Raw genomic sequence first — 16,049 nt, 5'->3', positions numbered from 1 at the left:
AATCTCCTAGGTTCGGAACGGGTAGCCGGTGGCCGGCAGCGCCTGGCCATCCAGCATGGCGCCTCGCTCGCCCAGGCGCAAACGGCCTTCGGCGAACCAGCGCATGGCCAGCGGGTAGATCAGGTGCTCCTGCACGTGCACCCGCGCGGCGAGCGTCTCCGGCGTGTCTTGCGACTCTACCGGGATTGCCGCCTGTACGACCAGAGGGCCGCCGTCGAGTTCCTCGGTGACGAAGTGCACCGAGCAGCCGTGCTCGGCGTCACCGGCCTGCAGCGCGCGCTGGTGGGTGTGCAGGCCCTTGTACTTGGGCAGCAGCGAGGGATGGATGTTCAGCAGGCGGCCGTGGTAATGGCGCACGAAGGCCGGGCTGAGGATGCGCATGAAGCCGGCCAGGACCAGCAGGTCCGGGGCGTGGGCGTCGATGCGGCGGATCAGCTCGGCGTCGAAGGCTTCGCGGTCGGCGAAGCCCTTGTGGTCCAGGACCTCGGTGGCGATGCCCGCGGCGGCGGCGCGCTGCAGGCCGTAGGCATCCGCGCGGTTGGAAATCACCGCGCGGATGGTTGCCGGCGTGGCGCCGTCGGCCAGGCTGTCGATCAGTGCTTGCAGGTTGCTGCCGGAGCCGGAAATCAGCACCACGACATTGCAAGGACGGGACATCAGTGGCCTTTCAGGTTGTTCAGCACCACGCGTTCGGCGTCCGCTGCGCAGGCGTCGATGCGGCCGATGACCCAGGGCTGCTCGCCGGCGGCGCGCAGGGAAGCCAGGGCGGCCTCGACCTGGTCCTGGGCGACGCAGATGACCATGCCCACGCCGCAGTTCAGCACGCGGTGCATCTCGTGCTCGTCGACGTTGCCTTTCTCCTGCAGCCAGTCGAACACCGCCGGGCGCTGCCAGCTGGCCACGTCGATGACCGCCTGGGCGTTGTCCGGCAGTACCCGCGGGATGTTGTCCAGCAGGCCGCCGCCGGTGATGTGGGCCATGGCCTTGACCGCGCCGGTCTGCTTGATCAGTTGCAGCAGCGGCTTGACGTAGATGCGCGTCGGCGCCATCAGCAGGTCGGCCAGGGGCTTGCCGCCCAGCTGGGTGGCCTCGATGTCGGCGCCGGCGACCTCGATGATCTTGCGGATCAGCGAGTAGCCGTTGGAGTGCGGGCCGGAGGAGGGCAGGGCGATCAGGGCGTCGCCGGTGACCACTTTCGAGCCGTCGATGATCTCGGCCTTCTCCACCACGCCGACGCAGAAGCCGGCCAGGTCGTAGTCCTCGCCCTCGTACATGCCGGGCATCTCGGCGGTTTCGCCACCCACCAGGGAGCAGCCGGCCAGCTCGCAACCGGCGCCGATGCCGGTCACCACGGTGGCGGCGACGTCGACGTTGAGCTTGCCGGTGGCGTAGTAGTCGAGGAAGAACAGCGGCTCGGCGCCGCAGACCACCAGGTCGTTGACGCACATGGCGACCAGGTCCTGGCCGATGCTGTCGTGCTTGTTCAGGTTCAGCGCCAGGCGCAGCTTGGTGCCGACGCCGTCGGTGCCGGACACCAGCACCGGCTGCTTGTAGCCGGCCGGGATTTCGCAGAGCGCGCCGAAGCCGCCCAGGCCGCCCATGACTTCAGGACGCGCGGTGCGCTTGGCGACGCCTTTGATGCGTTCGACGAGGGCTTCGCCGGCGTCGATGTCCACACCGGCGTCCTTGTAGCTCAACGAGGGTTGCTTGCTGCTCATGTATCCAGGCCTGTAGATAGGAGTGATTCGTCTGCCGGCCGCGGCGCGAAGGATTCGCGGCGACCTCGCGGGAGGCGCGGGATTTTATCAGGCTTGCCCGGCAGCGGCCATCTCGCGCTGTTGCCGCTGACCGGAGGGCTGTTTAAGGTATAGGCCTTCCGGAGGGGCTTGCCAGGTGCCGTTCCCTTCCTTTTCCGTTCGTCGAGAGCCTGTCATGCGACTTACCGCCCGCCTGTTGATCCTCTGCCTGTCGTTGCTCGCCCTGCCGTCCTTCGCCGCCGCGCCGGGCGACCTCTACCAGGTGCACGAGCCGGTGGCCTCGCAGCAGCCGGACGAGCGCAGCGCCGGCCTGTCCCGCGCGCTGCAGACCCTGGTGCTGCGCCTGACCGGCGACCCCCGCGCCATCCAGAGCGGTGCGCTGGCCGGCTACTTCAAGGACCCGCAGCAACTGATCAGCCAGTACGGCTACGAGAACGGCCCGCCGCTGGCCCTGGTGGTGGACTTCGACCCCACCTCGGTGAACAACGCCCTGCGCCAGGCCGGCCTGCCGGTCTGGGGCGCCAACCGCCCGAGCCTGCTGGCCTGGTGGCTGAACGAAAACGCCGCCGGGAGCAGCCTGGTGGGCGACAGCCAGGAGGGCGCCGCGCCGCTCAATCGCGCCGCCCAGCGCCGTGGCCTGCCGCTGCTGCTGCCGATGGCCGACCTCTCCGAGCAGGGCGTGGGCACCGCGCAGAACATCACCGCGGCGCAGCCCGATGCGCTGCGTGCCGCCTCCGAGCGCTATTCCGCCGACGGCCTGCTGGCGGTCGACGCCAAGGAAGACGGCGGCAAGTGGCAGGCCCAATGGCGCCTGTGGCTGGGCGACTCCCGCGAGCAGGGCCAGGCCCAGGGCGACAGCCCGGACGCCCTGGCCGATGCCGTGATGCTGGCGGTCAGCCAGCGCCTGGCGCCGCGTTTCGTCGGCGCGCCGGGCGCGGCAAGCGCCCTGACCCTGCAGGTGCAGGGGGCCAACCTCGAACGCTATGCCCAACTGCAGAAGCTGCTCGACCCCATGGGCGCGAAGCTGCTGCTGGCCCAGGGCGACAACCTGCAATACCGCCTCAACGCCAGCCCCGACCAGCTGCGCGCCCAACTGGGCCTGGCGCACCTGCAGGAGGCCCCGGCCGAGCCGGCCCAGCCCGCGCTCGACGCCAACGGCCAGCCGCTGCCGGCGCAGCCCGCGGCGCCGAGCAACGTCATGCGTTTCCGCTGGTAGTGACGCCGCGGGTGGGCCTGGCGCCGGATTCGCAGTATGCTGCGCCTCCGGCGCCTTTTCGGATGCGCCAAAATGATGATTTGGTTACACTTTTGATCCGTACGGCTTCACTGTAAGCGTTTTCGAAGAAAAGCCCCGCCCGGCACATGAAACAACCTATGCAGCTCCCCCTGGGCATCCGCCTACGCGACGATGCCACCTTCGCCAACTTCTACCCCGGCACCAATGCCGCGGCGCTGGGGTATGTCGAGCGGCTGTGCGACTGCGACGCCGGCTGGGCGGAAAGCCTCATCTACCTGTGGGGCGTCGAGGGCGTGGGGCGCAGCCACCTGCTGCAGGCGGCCTGCCTGCGCTTCGAGCAGTACGGCGAGACCTCGGTGTACCTGCCCATGGCCGAACTGGTGCAGTACGGCCCGGCGATCTTCGACGACCTCGAACAGCTGGAGCTGGTCTGCCTCGATGACATCGAGGCCCTGGCCGGCCTGCCGGAGTGGGAAGAGGCGCTGTTCCACCTGTTCAACCGCCTGCGCGACGCCGGCCGCCGCCTGCTGCTGGCGGCCTCGATGCCGCCGCGCGAGCTGCCGGTCAAGCTGCCGGACCTGAAGTCGCGGCTGACCCTCTCGCTGATCTTCCAGCTGCACCCGCTGACCGACGAGGAAAAACTCCGCGCCCTGCAACTGCGCGCCTCGCGCCGCGGCCTGCACCTGACCGACGAAGTCGGGCGCTTCATCCTCACCCGCGGCGCACGCAGCATGGAATTCCTCTTCGACCTGCTGGACGAGCTGGACAAGGCCTCGCTGCAGGCGCAGCGCAAGCTGACCATTCCCTTCCTCAAGGAAACGCTGGGCTGGTAGGCCCCTTCGGGGGAGCTGCAAGCTGCAAGCCAAAAGCTGCAAGTCACCGGGAGCCGTACGCTCTTCGCCCTACGACGTTGCGCCGAGGTGCTTTTCGTAGGAGCGAGCTTGCTCGCGAATGGGCCCCGCAGCGGAATCTGTTCGCGAGCAAGCTCGCTCCTACGATGGGTCCGCCCTGCCCGCGAATCGCGCGCAGGGCGCGCTCCTACAGGGTCTAATCCTCCCCCGCCAGCTTGCGCTCGTACTGGAAGCGCCAGCGGGTGTAGAGCAGCGCAGCGCAGAACAGGCTGACGCTGAGCAGCACCTCGGCCCAGCCGTAGATGCGCTGGCCCGGTTCGAAGGTGTTGAGCACCCCGGTGATGAAGTACAGGTTCACCACGTAGCAGGCCCAGGCGTGGCCGCGGGCGCTACCGAGCAGCATGCCCGGGGCGATGATCAGCAGCGGCAGCAGCTTCAGCGCGGTCCACACCTTCGGCACCCAGTCCGGGGCGCCGTGGGCGTCGGTGAACAGCAGGCCCCAGATGAGGATCAGCAGGACCAGCGCCAGCAGGCTGCCCAGGCTCACCGCGCGGCTCGCGGCCAGGCGCGGGCGCAGGTGCTCGAGGGAGGGCAGGGGTTTCTTCTTGCGGGCCATTCAGCGCTCCAGTTTGCCGGCGACCTCGGCCAGGCGCTTGCCCAGCGCGCGGCACAGGGTGATCTCGTGTTCGTCCAGGGCGCGCTTGCCGTCGGCGCCGGCGAAGTGGCTGGCGCCATAGGGCGTGCCGCCGCCGCGGGTCTCCAGCAGGGCCGGTTCGCTGTAGGGGATGCCGGTGACCAGCATGCCGTGGTGCAGCAGCGGCAGCAGCATGGACAACTGGGTGGTCTCCTGGCCGCCGTGCAGGCTGGCGGTGGAGGTGAACACCGCCGCCGGCTTGCCCACCAGGGCGCCGGTCAGCCACAGGCTGCTTGTGCCGTCGAGGAAGTACTTCAGCGGCGCGGCCATGTTGCCGAAGCGCGTCGGGCTGCCCATGGCCAGGCCGGCGCAGTCCTTGAGGTCGTCCAGGGTGGCGTAGAGCGCGCCTTCCTCGGGCAGGTCCGGGGCCACCGCCTCGCACTCGGTGGACACCGCCGGCACCGTGCGCAGGCGCGCCTCCAGGCCACCCTGTTCGATGCCCCGGGCGATCTGCCGGGCCATCTCGGCGGTGGCGCCATGGCGGCTGTAGTAGAGCACCAGGATGTAGGGCGCGCTCAAGGCAGGATCTCCAGCACCTTCTCCGGCGGCCGGCCGATCACCGCCTTGTCGCCGGCCACCAGGATGGGCCGTTCGATCAGCTTCGGATGGGCGGCCATGGCCTCGATCAGCTGGGCGTCGCTGAGCTGCGGGTCGTCCAGGCCCAGGGTCTTGTATTCCTCTTCGCCGGTACGCAGCAGCTGGCGCGCGCCTATGCCCAGCTTGCCGAGCAGCGCCTGGAGTTCGGCAGCGCTGGGCGGCGTCTCCAGGTAGCGCACGATGGTCGGGGCCAGGCCGCGCGCCTCGAGCAGTTCGAGGGCGCCACGGGACTTGGAGCAGCGCGGGTTGTGGAAAAGTGTCAGTTGGCTCATATCCATGGGCTCGCTGGGCCGTTAAAGTGGCGGCTATTCTAACCGCCTCCCGAGGGTTGGCTGAACCATCGGCGTTCGGCCGGGCCGGCGGCCCCGCGACTTAAGGACACAGCATGCACCCGCGCCTGCAGAACCTGATCGAGTTCTGGCGGTATCTCCTCCAGCGTTTCCGCGCCGACCGCGTCAGCAGCCACGCCGCCGCGCTGACCTACACCACGCTGTTCGCCGTGGTGCCGATGATGACCGTGACCTTCGCCATCGTCTCGGCCATTCCCGCCTTCGAAGGCATGGGCGAGCGCATCCAGCTGTTCATCTTCCACAACTTCGTGCCGTCCACCGGCGAGGCGGTGGAGACCTACCTGCGCGCCTTCATCGTCCAGGCGCGCCACCTGACCTGGCTGGGGGTGGCTTTCCTGGCGGTCACCGCGTTCAGCATGCTGGTGACCATCGAGCGCGTGTTCAATGAAATCTGGCGGGTACGCAAGCCGCGCCGCGGGGTGACGCGCTTCCTGCTGTACTGGGCGATCCTCAGCCTGGGGCCGCTGCTGCTGGGCGCCGGCTTCGCGGTTTCCACCTACGTCACTTCGTTGTCGCTGCTGTCCGGGCCCCATGCGCTGCCCGGTGCCGGCATGCTGCTGAAGTTCATGCCGCTGCTGTTCAGCGTGGCGGCCTTCACCCTGATCTACGCCGCGGTGCCCAACGCCCGCGTGCCGCCACGCCATGCCCTGGCCGGCGGCGCCCTGACGGCTTTCCTGTTCGAGGCGGCCAAGTCGCTGTTCGGCCTCTACGTCGGCCTGTTCCCCGGCTACAAGCTGATCTATGGCGCCTTCGCCACGGTGCCGCTGTTCCTGCTGTGGATCTACCTGTCCTGGCTGATCGTGCTGTTCGGCGCCGAGCTGGTCTGCAACCTGTCCTCGACGCGCCTGTGGCGGCGCCGGGCGTTGCCGCGGCTGCTGGTGCTGCTGGGCGTGCTGCGGGTGTTCTACGAGCGCCAGCGGCAGGGCGAGGCGACGCGCCTGGCGCACCTGCACCGGGCTGGCTGGATGCTGCCGGAGGACGAATGGGAGGAGATGCTGGCCTTCCTCGAACGCGAGCAGATGGTCTGCCGCTCGGGCGGCAGCGACGATACCTGGGTGCTCTGCCGCGACCTGGGCAGCTACAGCCTGCATCGCCTGCTCAACCGCTGCCCCTGGCCGCTGCCCTGCCTGGAAACGCTGCCGGACAGCCTGCCGGACGACTGGTACCCGCCGCTCCGCGAGGCCTTGCAGCGCTATCAGGCGGAGCGCGAGGCGCTGTTCGGCGGCAGCCTCGCAGAATGGTTGAGTCCGTCACATTCCAGGTGACGTAAAAGGTCAGTTTGCGGCGAAACGCAATGCCGGTAGCGGCGGGACGGGGATGGAAATGCGTGGAATCGCGGGCCTCGAAAGTTTGGCACGCTTCTGGCTATAGCCGGTTCAGGACAGTGGTGTTCCCCAGAAGTTCCGAGAAGGCCCGCATCTTCATGAACAAAGACCTGAACAAAGTCGTACACCTGCACCAGCGCGACCCGCAGAGCGCCCTGGAGCGGCTGAATAGAATCACCGGTCTGCAGTTCAGCAGCTGGCCGGAGTCCCTGCTGCCCAGCGTCCATGCCGCGCTCGAGGAGCAGGCCGCCGGCAGTGCCGAGCCCGTTGGCGAACCCGCCCGTCAGCTGGGCTGAAAGCTACGACAGCTGGCCGGCGTTGATCCGCTGGTCGCTGGCGATCTGTTCCACCGCCTGGACGAAGAGTTCTTCCACCGTCAGGCGCGAGAGTCCCACCGCCGAACGCAGCCTGATCTGCAGGTTGTCGATCCTGTACCGGTACGGTAGCCGCGCGATGCCCGACAGCAGTATGCGTCCGCTGGCATTGAGGGTGCCGTGGTCGATCACCACCTCGTGCTGCCGCTCGCCGTCGCCGTAGCAGGCCAGCAGCGTCACCGGCAGCTGGGCCATGCCCGGCACCTGCAGCCAGGCGGCGACGTTGTAGTCGCAAGCCCGGCCGCCGTTCCCCATGCCGAGGGGCCTGGCATTGGCCACGATGTGTTCGGGCACCCGGCTGACGATCTGATCCGTGGGCTGCATCGGTCTATTCCATGAATGGGCATCGGCCGGCGTACATTGCGCCAGCATGTTCTTCGACAGGGCGTGTAGGACATGCGGAAAGTAAATTTCCGCAAGCCTCGGCATTATAGGAAGCGTCAAGCCGGCAAAACGTGCATGTTGCCGATCCCGGCTGTGATCTGGTTCCCAATTGGCGACATCAGCCCAGCCGCAGCGGATGCCGGCTGACCAGTGGCGTGGTCAGGTTGGCCGTGGGCAGCGGGAGGATGGTCTGGTTGTCGAAACTGGCCAACTGCAGCCAGAGGTTCTCGCCCTCGACGAATTGCCCCTGGGGCAGCCAGATGCCGTGGTACCAGCCGTTGCCCGGTTCGGGGGTGCTCTGCAGGACCGCCGGGTGACGTTGTGCGTCAGGCGTGCGGCGCAGCCACGCCGGCCGTGGCAGGCCCTTGAGGAAGCGCAGGCCCAGGTGCAGGCCGTCGCCGTTGAGGTGGCGCCAGCGCACCATCGCCAGGATCGGCGAGCCCGGCTGGTCGAGGATCAGCAGCAGTTGCCCGACCGGCAGGCGCTGCGCCTGGCTGCCCTGGCAGACGATGCGGGCCCCGCCGGGGCTGCAGTCGGCCATCTGCGCCTCGCAGCTGCTGGCGGCGCCAGCCAGCAGGTGGGCCTGGATGGCCGTCAGGCCGATCACCACCTGGCAGCTCGCCTGCTTCTCGGCGCGGGTATGGCGGCGCGGCTGGTGGCCCAGCCAGTGGGGCCGGACCCGCTCCAGCAACTGGTTCTCTGCCGCCGGGCGCAGGGGGGCCGGGTCGTGCAGGGCGATCAGCAGCGCGCCCAGTTCCAGGCGGCGCAGTTGTTCGGCCGGTGCCGCGGGCTTCTGGTCGAAGCCCAGGCAGGGGCGATCGTCGCCCAGGTCCACCAGGTAGCCGTCCTGTTCCTCTTCCTCGTCGTCCCAGTCCTGCAGCCGGGCCAGGCCGGCCAGCGGGGCGAGGGCGCTGAACAGGTGTGGCGCCTCGCCCTCGGTGAGGTGGAAGGGGTTGCTCAGCGCCAGCAGCAGGGACTGCTGGTACAGGCCCCGCAGGGTGCCGGCCGGGGTGGGTTCGAAGGCGGCGGCGATGGGTTCGTCGAGGCACTGCTGGTACTCGCCTATCCAGTACAGCAGGTGGCTGTCGCGCCACAGCGAGCCCGGCGGCTGCTGGTACTGCTGGTAGTGGCGCAGCAGGGCCTGGGCGAGGAAGTGCTCGGCCATGTACAGGCACCAGGCCAGGTGCGGGCGCGAGGGCTTGTGGCCGTTGAGTATCTGCAGCAGCAGGCGCTTGAAGCCGGCGGCCAGTTCGCCGCACAGGTGCACGAAGAGCGCCGGGGGCGCCTTCTCGGCGCGGATCAGCCGGGTGTAGTGGCGATATTCTTCGGCGAGGCTTTGCAGCGCGCGCTGCCTTTCCAGTAAGGTCAGGACGCAACGGTTGAGCCGGAAGAGGACGCCCAGGCAGTGCTGCAGACCTTCGTGCAAGGGCAGCCGCCGGGCTTGCGCCAGTCCTGCCGCCAGGTTGCTCGCTGCGTCGCCGTTGTCTTCCAGGATGTCCGGCACTTCCAGGCGCAGGGCTGAGAGCATCATGACCACCCCGCATACACGAGGACTGAAGGCATGGGAGTACGGCTCCGTTTTGTCAGTGGACTGTTGGCCGGCCTGATCCTGGCCGGCTGCTCGGCGGATTACGGCGTCGATCAGTATGGAAAGAAGGTACCCACAGCAAGCCTAGATGGCCAGTGGCTAGTCATCAATTACTGGGCCGACTGGTGCGTGCCCTGCCGCAAGGAAGTGCCCGAGCTCAATCGCCTGGCGGAGGACAATCGGGACAAGGGCGTGCGGGTGCTGGGCGTCAACTACGATGGCCTGCGTGACGCCGAGCTGAGCAAGGCCGCGCAGGACCTGGGCATCCGCTACACGGTGCTGGCCGACGACCCGGCGCCGCGCTTCAAGTTGCCGCACAGCGAGGCGCTGCCGGTGACCTACATAGTCGACGCCAAGGGCCAGGTGCGCGAGCGCATGCTGGGCGAACAGACGGCCAGCGGCGTACAGGCGCGCCTGCTGGCCCTGCAGGAGGAGAAACGCTGATGGCGAGAATCTGCATGCATGGCTTTGTCAGTGGGTACGTGCAGGGTGTCTATTACCGCCAGGGCACCCAGGAGCAGGCCGACCGGCTGGGCATCGACGGCTGGGTGCGCAACCTGCCCGATGGGCGGGTCGAGGTGCTGATCGAGGGGGAGGAGAGTGCCGTCCACGCGCTGCGCGAGTGGCTGCACCAGGGGCCGGAGAAGGCCCAGGTGACGGACGTGGCGTTGCAGGACATGCCGGCCCAGGGCATCACCGGCTTCATCGTCCGGCGTTGAACCCGGCGCCGGCGCCCGATGCGCCGGCGCGGGCTCAGTTGTTGGCGCCGGGGTCCGCAGCCAGGCGGCCGGCGTCGCTCAGCAGGTGCTGGAGGAATTCCTTCTGCAGCTCCGGATCGTTGCGCGTCAGCTCGATCAGGCTCTGTTCCAGCTCGCTGGCTTCCTCTTCCAGGCCGAGGTCGGACAGGCGCTTGACGCGGTGCACCCAGTGCTGCACGTCTTCGCCTTCCAGGTCGTCGTAGATCAGCGCGTGGGCTTCGTGCAGCTTGCCCCGCAGCGTCGGGCTGACCAGCAGGCCGGCTTCGGCATGGGCACTGTCCTGGGCATCGCGTACGCTCAGTTGCAGGCGCCCGGCGCGGTACACGGCGTCGTCGCTGAAGGGGCTGTCCAGCAGGTTCAGGCGCAGGATGCCGTGGCGGTCGGTCAGCAGTTCCTGGGTTTCCTTGCCCACGCTCACCTGCACCGGACGCTCGGCCCAGGGCAGGCTGGAGTACTCGGTGTGCCTGTTGCGCCGCTGCTCGTCGATGTTGGCCAGGTTCTGCTCGGCGCGGCCGTTGGACTGCACGTTCATGAACGGGTTCATGCCGTCGATGCCGTAGCTGATCCAGCCGCGGGTGACGCTTTCCGGCAGGTTGCCCAGGGCGAACACGTTGACCACGTTGGCGCCGATGCCGGCGACGAAGGTCACCGCGCCCAGCGGCACTTCGTAGAATTCGCGCCAGCCCTGGTAGGGCGTGTAGCGGTCGTAGCGGCGGGTGACCTCGAAGGTGGTGACCTCGAAGGTCTTCTGCTCCTGCACGCGCACGCGGCGCTGCGGCAGCTGCAGGACGCCGGGCTCGCCGACGTCGATCTGCAGGCTGTGGTCGAGCAGCTTGCGCTCGACGCGTTCCTCGTGCTCGCTGCGCTGCGACATCTGGTTGGCGCAGCCGCTCAATGCAAGGCTGCCGCACAGGGCGGCAACCTTGAGGGTGGTGCTTCGGGACATCGCGCTGCTCAGTTGCCGATCTTCGCCTTGAGGAAGTCCATGACATCGGCCACGGCGACGTTCTGCGACTCGCTGTCGCGACGGCCCTTGTACTCCAGGGTGCCTTCGCCCAGGCCGCGGTCGCTGACCACGATGCGGTGCGGGATGCCGATCAGCTCCATGTCGGCGAACTTCACGCCGGGGCTGGTCTTCTTGTCGCGGTCGTCCAGCAGCACCTCGTAGCCGGCGGCGGTCAGCTCGGCATAGAGCTTGTCGGTGGCCGCGCGCACGCTTTCGGTCTCGTACTTCAGCGGCACGATGGCGACCTGGAAGGGCGCCAGGGCGGCCGGCCAGAGGATGCCGCGATCGTCGTTGTTCTGCTCGATGGCCGCGGCGACCACGCGGGATACGCCGATGCCGTAGCAGCCCATGATCAGGGTGACCGGCTTGCCCTGCTCGCTGAGCACGGACAGGCCCATCGCCTCGCTGTACTTGGTGCCGAGCTGGAAGATGTGGCCGACCTCGATGCCGCGGCGGATCACCAGGGTGCCCTTGCCGTCGGGGCTGGGGTCGCCGGCGACGACGTTGCGCAGGTCGGCGACTTCCGGCAGCGGCAGGTCGCGTTCCCAGTTCACGCCGAAGTAGTGCTTGTCGTCGAGGTTGGCGCCGATGGCGAAGTCGCTCATCAGGGCCACCGAGCGGTCGACGATGCAGGGCAGCGGCAGGTTCAGCGGGCCGAGGGAGCCGGGGGCGGCGCCGATGGCGGCCTTGATCTCGGCTTCGCTGGCCATCTGCAGGGGGCTGGCGACCAGGGGCTGGTTGGCGGCCTTGATCTCGTTCAGCTCGTGGTCGCCACGGACCACCAGGGCGACCAGCTTGCCTTCCTCGGCGCCACGCACCACCAGGGTCTTGATGGTCTTCTCGATGGCCAGGCCGAACTTCTCCACCAGGTCGGCGATGGTCTTGGTGTCCGGGGTGTCGACCAGGCGCAGTTCCTCGGTGGCGGCGCCGCGCACGGTTTCACGCGGGATGGCCTCGGCCTTCTCGATGTTGGCGGCGTAGTCGGAGCTGTCGCTGAAGACGATGTCGTCCTCGCCGGAGTTGGCCAGCACGTGGAATTCGTGGGAGCCGCTGCCGCCGATGGAGCCGTTGTCGGCCTGCACGGGGCGGAAATCCAGGCCCAGGCGGGTGAATATCTTGCAGTATGCCGCGTACATGCCGTCGTAGGTCTGCTGCAGCGATTCCTGGTTCATGTGGAAGGAGTAGGCGTCCTTCATGATGAACTCGCGGCCGCGCATCAGGCCGAAGCGCGGACGGATCTCGTCACGGAACTTGGTCTGGATCTGGTAGAAGTTGATCGGCAGCTGCTTGTAGCTGGACAGTTCGTTGCGCGCCAGGTCGGTGATCACTTCTTCGTGGGTCGGGCCGACGCAGAACTCGCGGTCATGGCGGTCCTTCAGGCGCAGCAGCTCGGGGCCGTACTGCTGCCAGCGGCCGGACTCCTGCCACAGCTCGGCGGGCTGCACGGCCGGCATCAGCACTTCCAGGGCGCCGGCGGCGTTCATTTCCTCGCGGACGATGGTCTCGGCCTTGCGCAGCACCCGCAGGCCCATCGGCAGCCAGGTGTACAGACCCGAGGCCAGCTTGCGGATCATGCCGGCGCGCAGCAGCAGCTGGTGGCTGATCACCACGGCATCGGCAGGGGTTTCTTTCAGGGTGGACAGCAGGTACTGACTGGTACGCATGGTTGGCCGTTATTCGATAGCGAGGAAAAGAAAGGGACGGGGCATTGTACGGTGCGTGCCCAGCGCCGTACAGGGCGCGGCCGGGGGAGCCGGATATCGCGGCGGGACGAGGCGCGGAAAAGGAAAAGCCCGGCGCGGGGCCGGGCTTTTCTTGACCTGCGGTCGTTCCGGTTACAGAACGGACAGCGGGTAGTCGACGATCAGGCGGAACTCGTTGTTGTCGCCTTCGGCCTGGTCGGTGTTGGCGCGGTGCCAGGCTTGGCGGATGCGGAAGGACAGGTCCTTCGCCGGGCCGCTCTGAACCACGTACTTGGCTTCCAGGTCGGTTTCGTGGTGCTTGCCGTCTTCGCCGTAACCGTAGGCTGCATACACGCTGGTCGGGTCGATGTGGGTGCCATCGATATCCTTACCAGTGATGTAGCGGGTCATGAAGGTCAGGCCGGGTACACCGTATTCAGCCATGTTCAGGTCGTAGCGAGCCTGCCAGGATTTTTCGCCCGGGCCGTTGAAGTCGGAGTACTGGACGGAGTTGGCGAGGAAGATCGAGTCGCCGCCGGCGTTGTTGTCGCCTACGCCGAGGTAGTCGAACGGGGTATCGCCGTTGACCTTCTGGAAGGCCAGGGTGAAGGTGTGTGCGCTGAGGGTGTAAGCGGCCGCCAGCGAGAAGGTGTTGTTGTCGATGTCGCCTGCTTTCGCGCTGCCGGAATCGGTGGTGCGATAGTAGTTGAAATCGAAGCCCAGGGACTGATCGTCAGCGATCGGCAGGGTGTAGTTCAGGTTGGTGTAGTACTGGTTCCACACGTCCTTGAACTTGGAGCCGTACAGCGAGGCGCTGAAGTTGTCGGTGAAGGCGTACTTGCCGCCAACGAAATCGACAGTGCGGGCGTCCAGGTTTTCGTCACCGTACCAGGCGTAGGTAGCGGTCAGCTTGCCGTCGCGGTTGGTGGTGTCCTGGCCGGTACCGGAATAGTAGTGACCGGCTTCCAGGTCGAGGCCCTGGATTTCGCTGCTCATCAGGCTGATGCCGCTGGCGGTTTGCGGCAGCAGACGGGTACCGCCGACGGCGAATACCGGAGCGGTCGGCTGCATGTCACCCAGTTTCAGCTCGGTTTTGGATACGCGAATCTTCAGCGCAGCGCCGGCCTTGCCGAAGGAGTCTGCTTTTTCGCCGTCATCATGGACCGGCAGGTTGCCGGTGCCGCCATAACCGCTGCCGCCATCGAGTTTCAGACCCAGATAGCCGAAGGCGTCAACACCGAAACCTACGGTACCTTGGGTGAAACCGGAACTGAAGTTACCCCAGAAGCCCTGGGTCCAGTCGCGCTGGTCAGTGCTACCGTTCTTGTTGTCACGGTTGAAGTAGTAGTTGCGGACCAGGAAGTTCAGGCTGCTGTCTTCGACAAAGCCTTTGGACTCCGCTTGATCGCTGACGAAGGCTTCGGCCATGGCCAGTTGCGAGGTGGCTGCAGAAATCGCCAGGGCAATGGCGCTCCACTTCATCACTTTCATCGTGATTGCTCCTTTGGTTTTGAAATTATCTGCCATCACTTATGTGCCGCGGTGACGGCTCGTTCTTCTTGTCGGCGCTAACTTATAGCACGCGTGTTGTCTTGGCGATAGTTGCCGGAAACTTCAAACGGTTTCTTTATGGCACTGTCGCAAACATGTATGACAAGTGTCGCTTCCAAGTAGGTCTCATCTTGAGAATCTGGTTATGCGACGACTTGACGCTCGCTTGTTTTATTTCCCCTTGGTGGTGTCGCGTATCTTCTGGTTGTTTTTTGTTCAATTGCGATCCGCGCTTTTGTTGTTCTTCCCGGTGGCGAGCATCTAGCAACATCCGTGCTCAAAAGCCGTTTCGGCTCCGCGAAGGTTTCGCCATCGCTCCGGATGCTGCACGGTGTATGCCGTTGGCGCGCGGATTTCAAGATGTTGCGGAAATATTTGCGACTTCTCCTACACGCCCGGCGCTTGTCCGGGGTTGCAGGTTCGTTCGAGAAACCGGGGTTTTCCTGCCAGGTTCCTTTCAGTAGACAGCAGATGCCCGTGCTTCCCTGTTGTCGGAAAGTGCCCCGATTTGGCGCAGTGCACGAATAGGGTGCCGCGCAACTGCGCCGTGGCTGCCGTTCCGCGCCTGCCTCTAGTATCCTGCGCGCCCGGCGCCCCCGAGGGGGCTAAGCTTCCCTTCAAAGACTGGTCGAACAGGAGAAGTCAGATGTTCGTCTTGGATTCCCGCCTGCAGCAGGACACCATCGCGCTGGGCGACTTTCCCCTGAGCCGCCTGCTGCTGATGAACGATGCGCAGTACCCCTGGTTCATCCTCGTGCCGCGCCGCGTCGATGTCAGCGAGATCTTCCAGCTGGCGCCGGACGAGCAGCAGGAGCTGTGGCGCGAGGCCACCCACCTGGCGGAAGTGCTCAAGGACACCTTCAAGGCCGACAAGATGAACGTCGCCAACCTCGGCAACGTGGTCAGCCAGCTGCACATGCACGTGATCGTGCGGCGCCGGGACGACGCGGCCTGGCCGGGCCCCGTCTGGGGCCGGCACCCGGCGCGCCCCTACACCGCCGAGGAACTGCTGGCGGTGCGCGGCAAGCTGCGCATGGCGCTGGGCGACGGCTTTCGTTTCGAGGAGTGAATGCCATGAACCTTGAAGAGCGGGTGACCGACCTGGAGAGTCGCCTGGCGTTCCAGGACGATGCCCTGCAGACGCTGAGCGACGTGGTCTACGAGCAGGAGCGCCTGATCGAGCGCCTGCGTCTGCAGATGCAGGCGCTGCTCAAGCGCCTGGACGACCTGCAGGGGCAGGTCGGTATCGCCGAGGACGAGGCGCCGCCGCCGCACTATTGATGGTGGTCGTGGGTGGCGTAATGCCGTTTATGTGGGGTGTTGTGTCTGGTGTCTGCCGGTGGGAGTGGGGTTTGGGGTTGAGCCCGCTCCCTCTCCCCAGCCCTCTCCCGCAAGCGGGAGAGGGGGCTGTCCCGAGCAAGCGGATAACGCAGCGTCAGCCGGCAAGTCCGGGCGAATAACCGTTCGCGGTTATCCGCCGCCATCCGTGCCACCGGGGTGTCCGGCGTGGCCGGGGAGTCCAATCGCGGACAAAGTCCTACCCCGCCACCGCTGTCCCACCTGTAGGAGCGCGCCCTGCGCGCGATTCGCGGGCAGGGCCCGCTCCTACAATGGGGCGAGATGGGAGACGCGAATTTCGATCCAGTCACTCCCGCGAACGACGGAGCCCAGAAGACGGTTGCCCCTACGATCGTGCTTCCTGGAACCGTAGGAGCGGACTCCGTCCGCGATTTGGCGGATAACGCCGTAGGCGTTATGCGCCCTACGGGTTTCCAGCGAAACATCCGAGCGCACCGGAACGCCCCTTCAGGAGGCCGAGCGAAACCGGCGCTCAGGAGGTCATGCGACATGGATGTCGCTAGAGCCCCGATCAGCACAGGGACGTGCTGTCGGGG

At 66.9% G+C, this 16,049-nt stretch carries 18 protein-coding genes; 8 read left to right on the top strand and 10 right to left on the bottom strand.

Annotated elements, in window-relative coordinates; all coding sequences use genetic code 11:
• Positions 1-6 precede the first annotated feature (6 nt).
• Positions 7-657: a phosphoribosylglycinamide formyltransferase gene (gene purN, locus VV867_RS12170; RefSeq protein ID WP_328566504.1), complete on the bottom strand. Its 651-nt coding sequence runs from the start codon at positions 655-657 to the stop codon at positions 7-9.
• Positions 657-1,718, bottom strand: coding sequence for a phosphoribosylformylglycinamidine cyclo-ligase (gene purM, locus VV867_RS12165; RefSeq protein ID WP_328566503.1), 1,062 nt, complete (start codon positions 1,716-1,718; stop codon positions 657-659). Before purM ends, purN begins: the two co-directional genes overlap by 1 nt.
• 214 nt (positions 1,719-1,932) lie before the next feature.
• On the opposite strand from purM, the gene VV867_RS12160 reads away from it, so the two are divergent.
• Both VV867_RS12160 and hda read left to right on the top strand, forming a co-directional pair.
• Positions 1,933-2,973 (top strand): DUF2066 domain-containing protein, encoded by a 1,041-nt coding sequence (locus VV867_RS12160; protein WP_328566502.1) that lies wholly within the window; start codon positions 1,933-1,935, stop codon positions 2,971-2,973.
• A gap of 146 nt (positions 2,974-3,119) precedes the next feature.
• Positions 3,120-3,827 (top strand): DnaA regulatory inactivator Hda, encoded by a 708-nt coding sequence (gene hda, locus VV867_RS12155; RefSeq protein ID WP_009616904.1) that lies wholly within the window; start codon positions 3,120-3,122, stop codon positions 3,825-3,827.
• Positions 3,828-4,041: 214 nt separating this feature from the next.
• Here hda and VV867_RS12150 read toward each other — a convergent pair whose 3' ends face one another.
• Genes VV867_RS12150 through arsC form a run of 3 tightly spaced genes read right to left on the bottom strand, consistent with a single transcriptional unit; the run spans position 4,042 to position 5,408 of the window.
• Entirely contained in the window at positions 4,042-4,461 is a 420-nt protein-coding gene (locus tag VV867_RS12150) for a DUF2069 domain-containing protein (protein ID WP_109935654.1), read from the bottom strand.
• Positions 4,462-5,058, bottom strand: a complete 597-nt coding sequence (gene wrbA, locus VV867_RS12145; protein WP_009616906.1) for an NAD(P)H:quinone oxidoreductase — start codon at positions 5,056-5,058, stop codon at positions 4,462-4,464.
• Positions 5,055-5,408 carry an arsenate reductase (glutaredoxin) gene (gene arsC, locus VV867_RS12140; protein ID WP_109935653.1) on the bottom strand — a complete coding sequence of 118 codons (354 nt, stop codon included), beginning with the start codon at positions 5,406-5,408 and terminating at the stop codon, positions 5,055-5,057. Before arsC ends, wrbA begins: the two co-directional genes overlap by 4 nt.
• Positions 5,409-5,521: 113 nt before the next feature.
• On the opposite strand from arsC, the gene VV867_RS12135 reads away from it, so the two are divergent.
• Both VV867_RS12135 and VV867_RS12130 read left to right on the top strand, forming a co-directional pair.
• Entirely contained in the window at positions 5,522-6,751 is a 1,230-nt protein-coding gene (locus VV867_RS12135) for a YihY family inner membrane protein (protein ID WP_109935652.1), read from the top strand.
• Positions 6,752-6,909: 158 nt separating this feature from the next.
• Complete coding sequence (locus VV867_RS12130; protein WP_109935833.1) at positions 6,910-7,107, top strand: hypothetical protein; 198 nt, start codon at positions 6,910-6,912, stop codon at positions 7,105-7,107.
• Between the two features lie 3 nt (positions 7,108-7,110).
• Here the strand turns inward: VV867_RS12130 and VV867_RS12125 are convergent, their stop codons facing one another.
• Both VV867_RS12125 and VV867_RS12120 read right to left on the bottom strand, forming a co-directional pair.
• Positions 7,111-7,509, bottom strand: coding sequence for a hypothetical protein (locus VV867_RS12125; RefSeq protein ID WP_275629108.1), 399 nt, complete (start codon positions 7,507-7,509; stop codon positions 7,111-7,113).
• A 178-nt stretch (positions 7,510-7,687) separates the two neighbouring features.
• On the bottom strand, positions 7,688-9,100 hold the full coding sequence (locus VV867_RS12120; RefSeq protein WP_328566501.1) for a PilZ domain-containing protein: 1,413 nt from the start codon (positions 9,098-9,100) through the stop codon (positions 7,688-7,690).
• A gap of 30 nt (positions 9,101-9,130) precedes the next feature.
• On the opposite strand from VV867_RS12120, the gene VV867_RS12115 reads away from it, so the two are divergent.
• Complete coding sequence (locus tag VV867_RS12115; protein ID WP_109935649.1) at positions 9,131-9,601, top strand: TlpA disulfide reductase family protein; 471 nt, start codon at positions 9,131-9,133, stop codon at positions 9,599-9,601.
• Entirely contained in the window at positions 9,601-9,876 is a 276-nt protein-coding gene (locus tag VV867_RS12110) for an acylphosphatase (protein ID WP_109935648.1), read from the top strand. Before VV867_RS12115 ends, VV867_RS12110 begins: the two co-directional genes overlap by 1 nt.
• A 34-nt stretch (positions 9,877-9,910) precedes the next feature.
• Here VV867_RS12110 and VV867_RS12105 read toward each other — a convergent pair whose 3' ends face one another.
• The 3 genes from VV867_RS12105 to VV867_RS12095 all read right to left on the bottom strand — a co-directional run bounded on the left by VV867_RS12105 (position 9,911) and on the right by VV867_RS12095 (position 14,094).
• Positions 9,911-10,861, bottom strand: a complete 951-nt coding sequence (locus VV867_RS12105; protein WP_328566500.1) for a hypothetical protein — start codon at positions 10,859-10,861, stop codon at positions 9,911-9,913.
• Between the two features lie 8 nt (positions 10,862-10,869).
• Positions 10,870-12,585, bottom strand: a complete 1,716-nt coding sequence (locus tag VV867_RS12100) for a proline--tRNA ligase (protein ID WP_328566499.1) — start codon at positions 12,583-12,585, stop codon at positions 10,870-10,872.
• Positions 12,586-12,756: 171 nt separating this feature from the next.
• The gene (locus VV867_RS12095) at positions 12,757-14,094 is read right to left on the bottom strand and encodes an OprD family porin (RefSeq protein ID WP_275629110.1); all 1,338 of its coding nucleotides are present in this window, start codon (positions 14,092-14,094) and stop codon (positions 12,757-12,759) included.
• A gap of 706 nt (positions 14,095-14,800) precedes the next feature.
• Between VV867_RS12095 and VV867_RS12090 the strand changes: the two genes are divergently transcribed.
• Together VV867_RS12090 and VV867_RS12085 are read left to right on the top strand one after the other, a co-directional pair.
• Positions 14,801-15,223: an HIT family protein gene (locus tag VV867_RS12090; RefSeq protein ID WP_328566498.1), complete on the top strand. Its 423-nt coding sequence runs from the start codon at positions 14,801-14,803 to the stop codon at positions 15,221-15,223.
• Between the two features lie 5 nt (positions 15,224-15,228).
• Positions 15,229-15,435: a SlyX family protein gene (locus VV867_RS12085; RefSeq protein WP_089394044.1), complete on the top strand. Its 207-nt coding sequence runs from the start codon at positions 15,229-15,231 to the stop codon at positions 15,433-15,435.
• The last annotated feature ends 614 nt before the right edge of the window (positions 15,436-16,049 follow it).

The organism is Pseudomonas sp. JH-2 (assembly GCF_036231725.1).
GTDB classification, from domain to species: Bacteria; Pseudomonadota; Gammaproteobacteria; order Pseudomonadales; family Pseudomonadaceae; genus Pseudomonas; species Pseudomonas delhiensis.
The sequence above is the reverse complement of the archived record's forward strand: the minus strand, read 5'-3'. Positions and strand labels throughout refer to the sequence as shown.

Excerpts from the sequence above, each read along its gene's own strand:
- purN (WP_328566504.1), bottom strand. The coding sequence starts at position 657 with ATGTCCCGTCCTTGCAATGTCGTGGTGCTGATTTCCGGCTCCGGCAGC.
- purM (WP_328566503.1), bottom strand. The coding sequence starts at position 1,718 with ATGAGCAGCAAGCAACCCTCGTTGAGCTACAAGGACGCCGGTGTGGAC.
- VV867_RS12160 (WP_328566502.1), top strand. The coding sequence starts at position 1,933 with ATGCGACTTACCGCCCGCCTGTTGATCCTCTGCCTGTCGTTGCTCGCC.
- hda (WP_009616904.1), top strand. The coding sequence starts at position 3,120 with ATGAAACAACCTATGCAGCTCCCCCTGGGCATCCGCCTACGCGACGAT.
- VV867_RS12150 (WP_109935654.1), bottom strand. The coding sequence starts at position 4,461 with ATGGCCCGCAAGAAGAAACCCCTGCCCTCCCTCGAGCACCTGCGCCCG.
- arsC (WP_109935653.1), bottom strand. The coding sequence starts at position 5,408 with ATGAGCCAACTGACACTTTTCCACAACCCGCGCTGCTCCAAGTCCCGT.
- VV867_RS12135 (WP_109935652.1), top strand. The coding sequence starts at position 5,522 with ATGCACCCGCGCCTGCAGAACCTGATCGAGTTCTGGCGGTATCTCCTC.
- VV867_RS12130 (WP_109935833.1), top strand. The coding sequence starts at position 6,910 with ATGAACAAAGACCTGAACAAAGTCGTACACCTGCACCAGCGCGACCCG.
- VV867_RS12125 (WP_275629108.1), bottom strand. The coding sequence starts at position 7,509 with ATGCAGCCCACGGATCAGATCGTCAGCCGGGTGCCCGAACACATCGTG.
- VV867_RS12120 (WP_328566501.1), bottom strand. The coding sequence starts at position 9,100 with ATGATGCTCTCAGCCCTGCGCCTGGAAGTGCCGGACATCCTGGAAGAC.
- VV867_RS12115 (WP_109935649.1), top strand. The coding sequence starts at position 9,131 with ATGGGAGTACGGCTCCGTTTTGTCAGTGGACTGTTGGCCGGCCTGATC.
- VV867_RS12110 (WP_109935648.1), top strand. The coding sequence starts at position 9,601 with ATGGCGAGAATCTGCATGCATGGCTTTGTCAGTGGGTACGTGCAGGGT.
- VV867_RS12105 (WP_328566500.1), bottom strand. The coding sequence starts at position 10,861 with ATGTCCCGAAGCACCACCCTCAAGGTTGCCGCCCTGTGCGGCAGCCTT.
- VV867_RS12100 (WP_328566499.1), bottom strand. The coding sequence starts at position 12,585 with ATGCGTACCAGTCAGTACCTGCTGTCCACCCTGAAAGAAACCCCTGCC.
- VV867_RS12095 (WP_275629110.1), bottom strand. The coding sequence starts at position 14,094 with ATGAAAGTGATGAAGTGGAGCGCCATTGCCCTGGCGATTTCTGCAGCC.
- VV867_RS12090 (WP_328566498.1), top strand. The coding sequence starts at position 14,801 with ATGTTCGTCTTGGATTCCCGCCTGCAGCAGGACACCATCGCGCTGGGC.
- VV867_RS12085 (WP_089394044.1), top strand. The coding sequence starts at position 15,229 with ATGAACCTTGAAGAGCGGGTGACCGACCTGGAGAGTCGCCTGGCGTTC.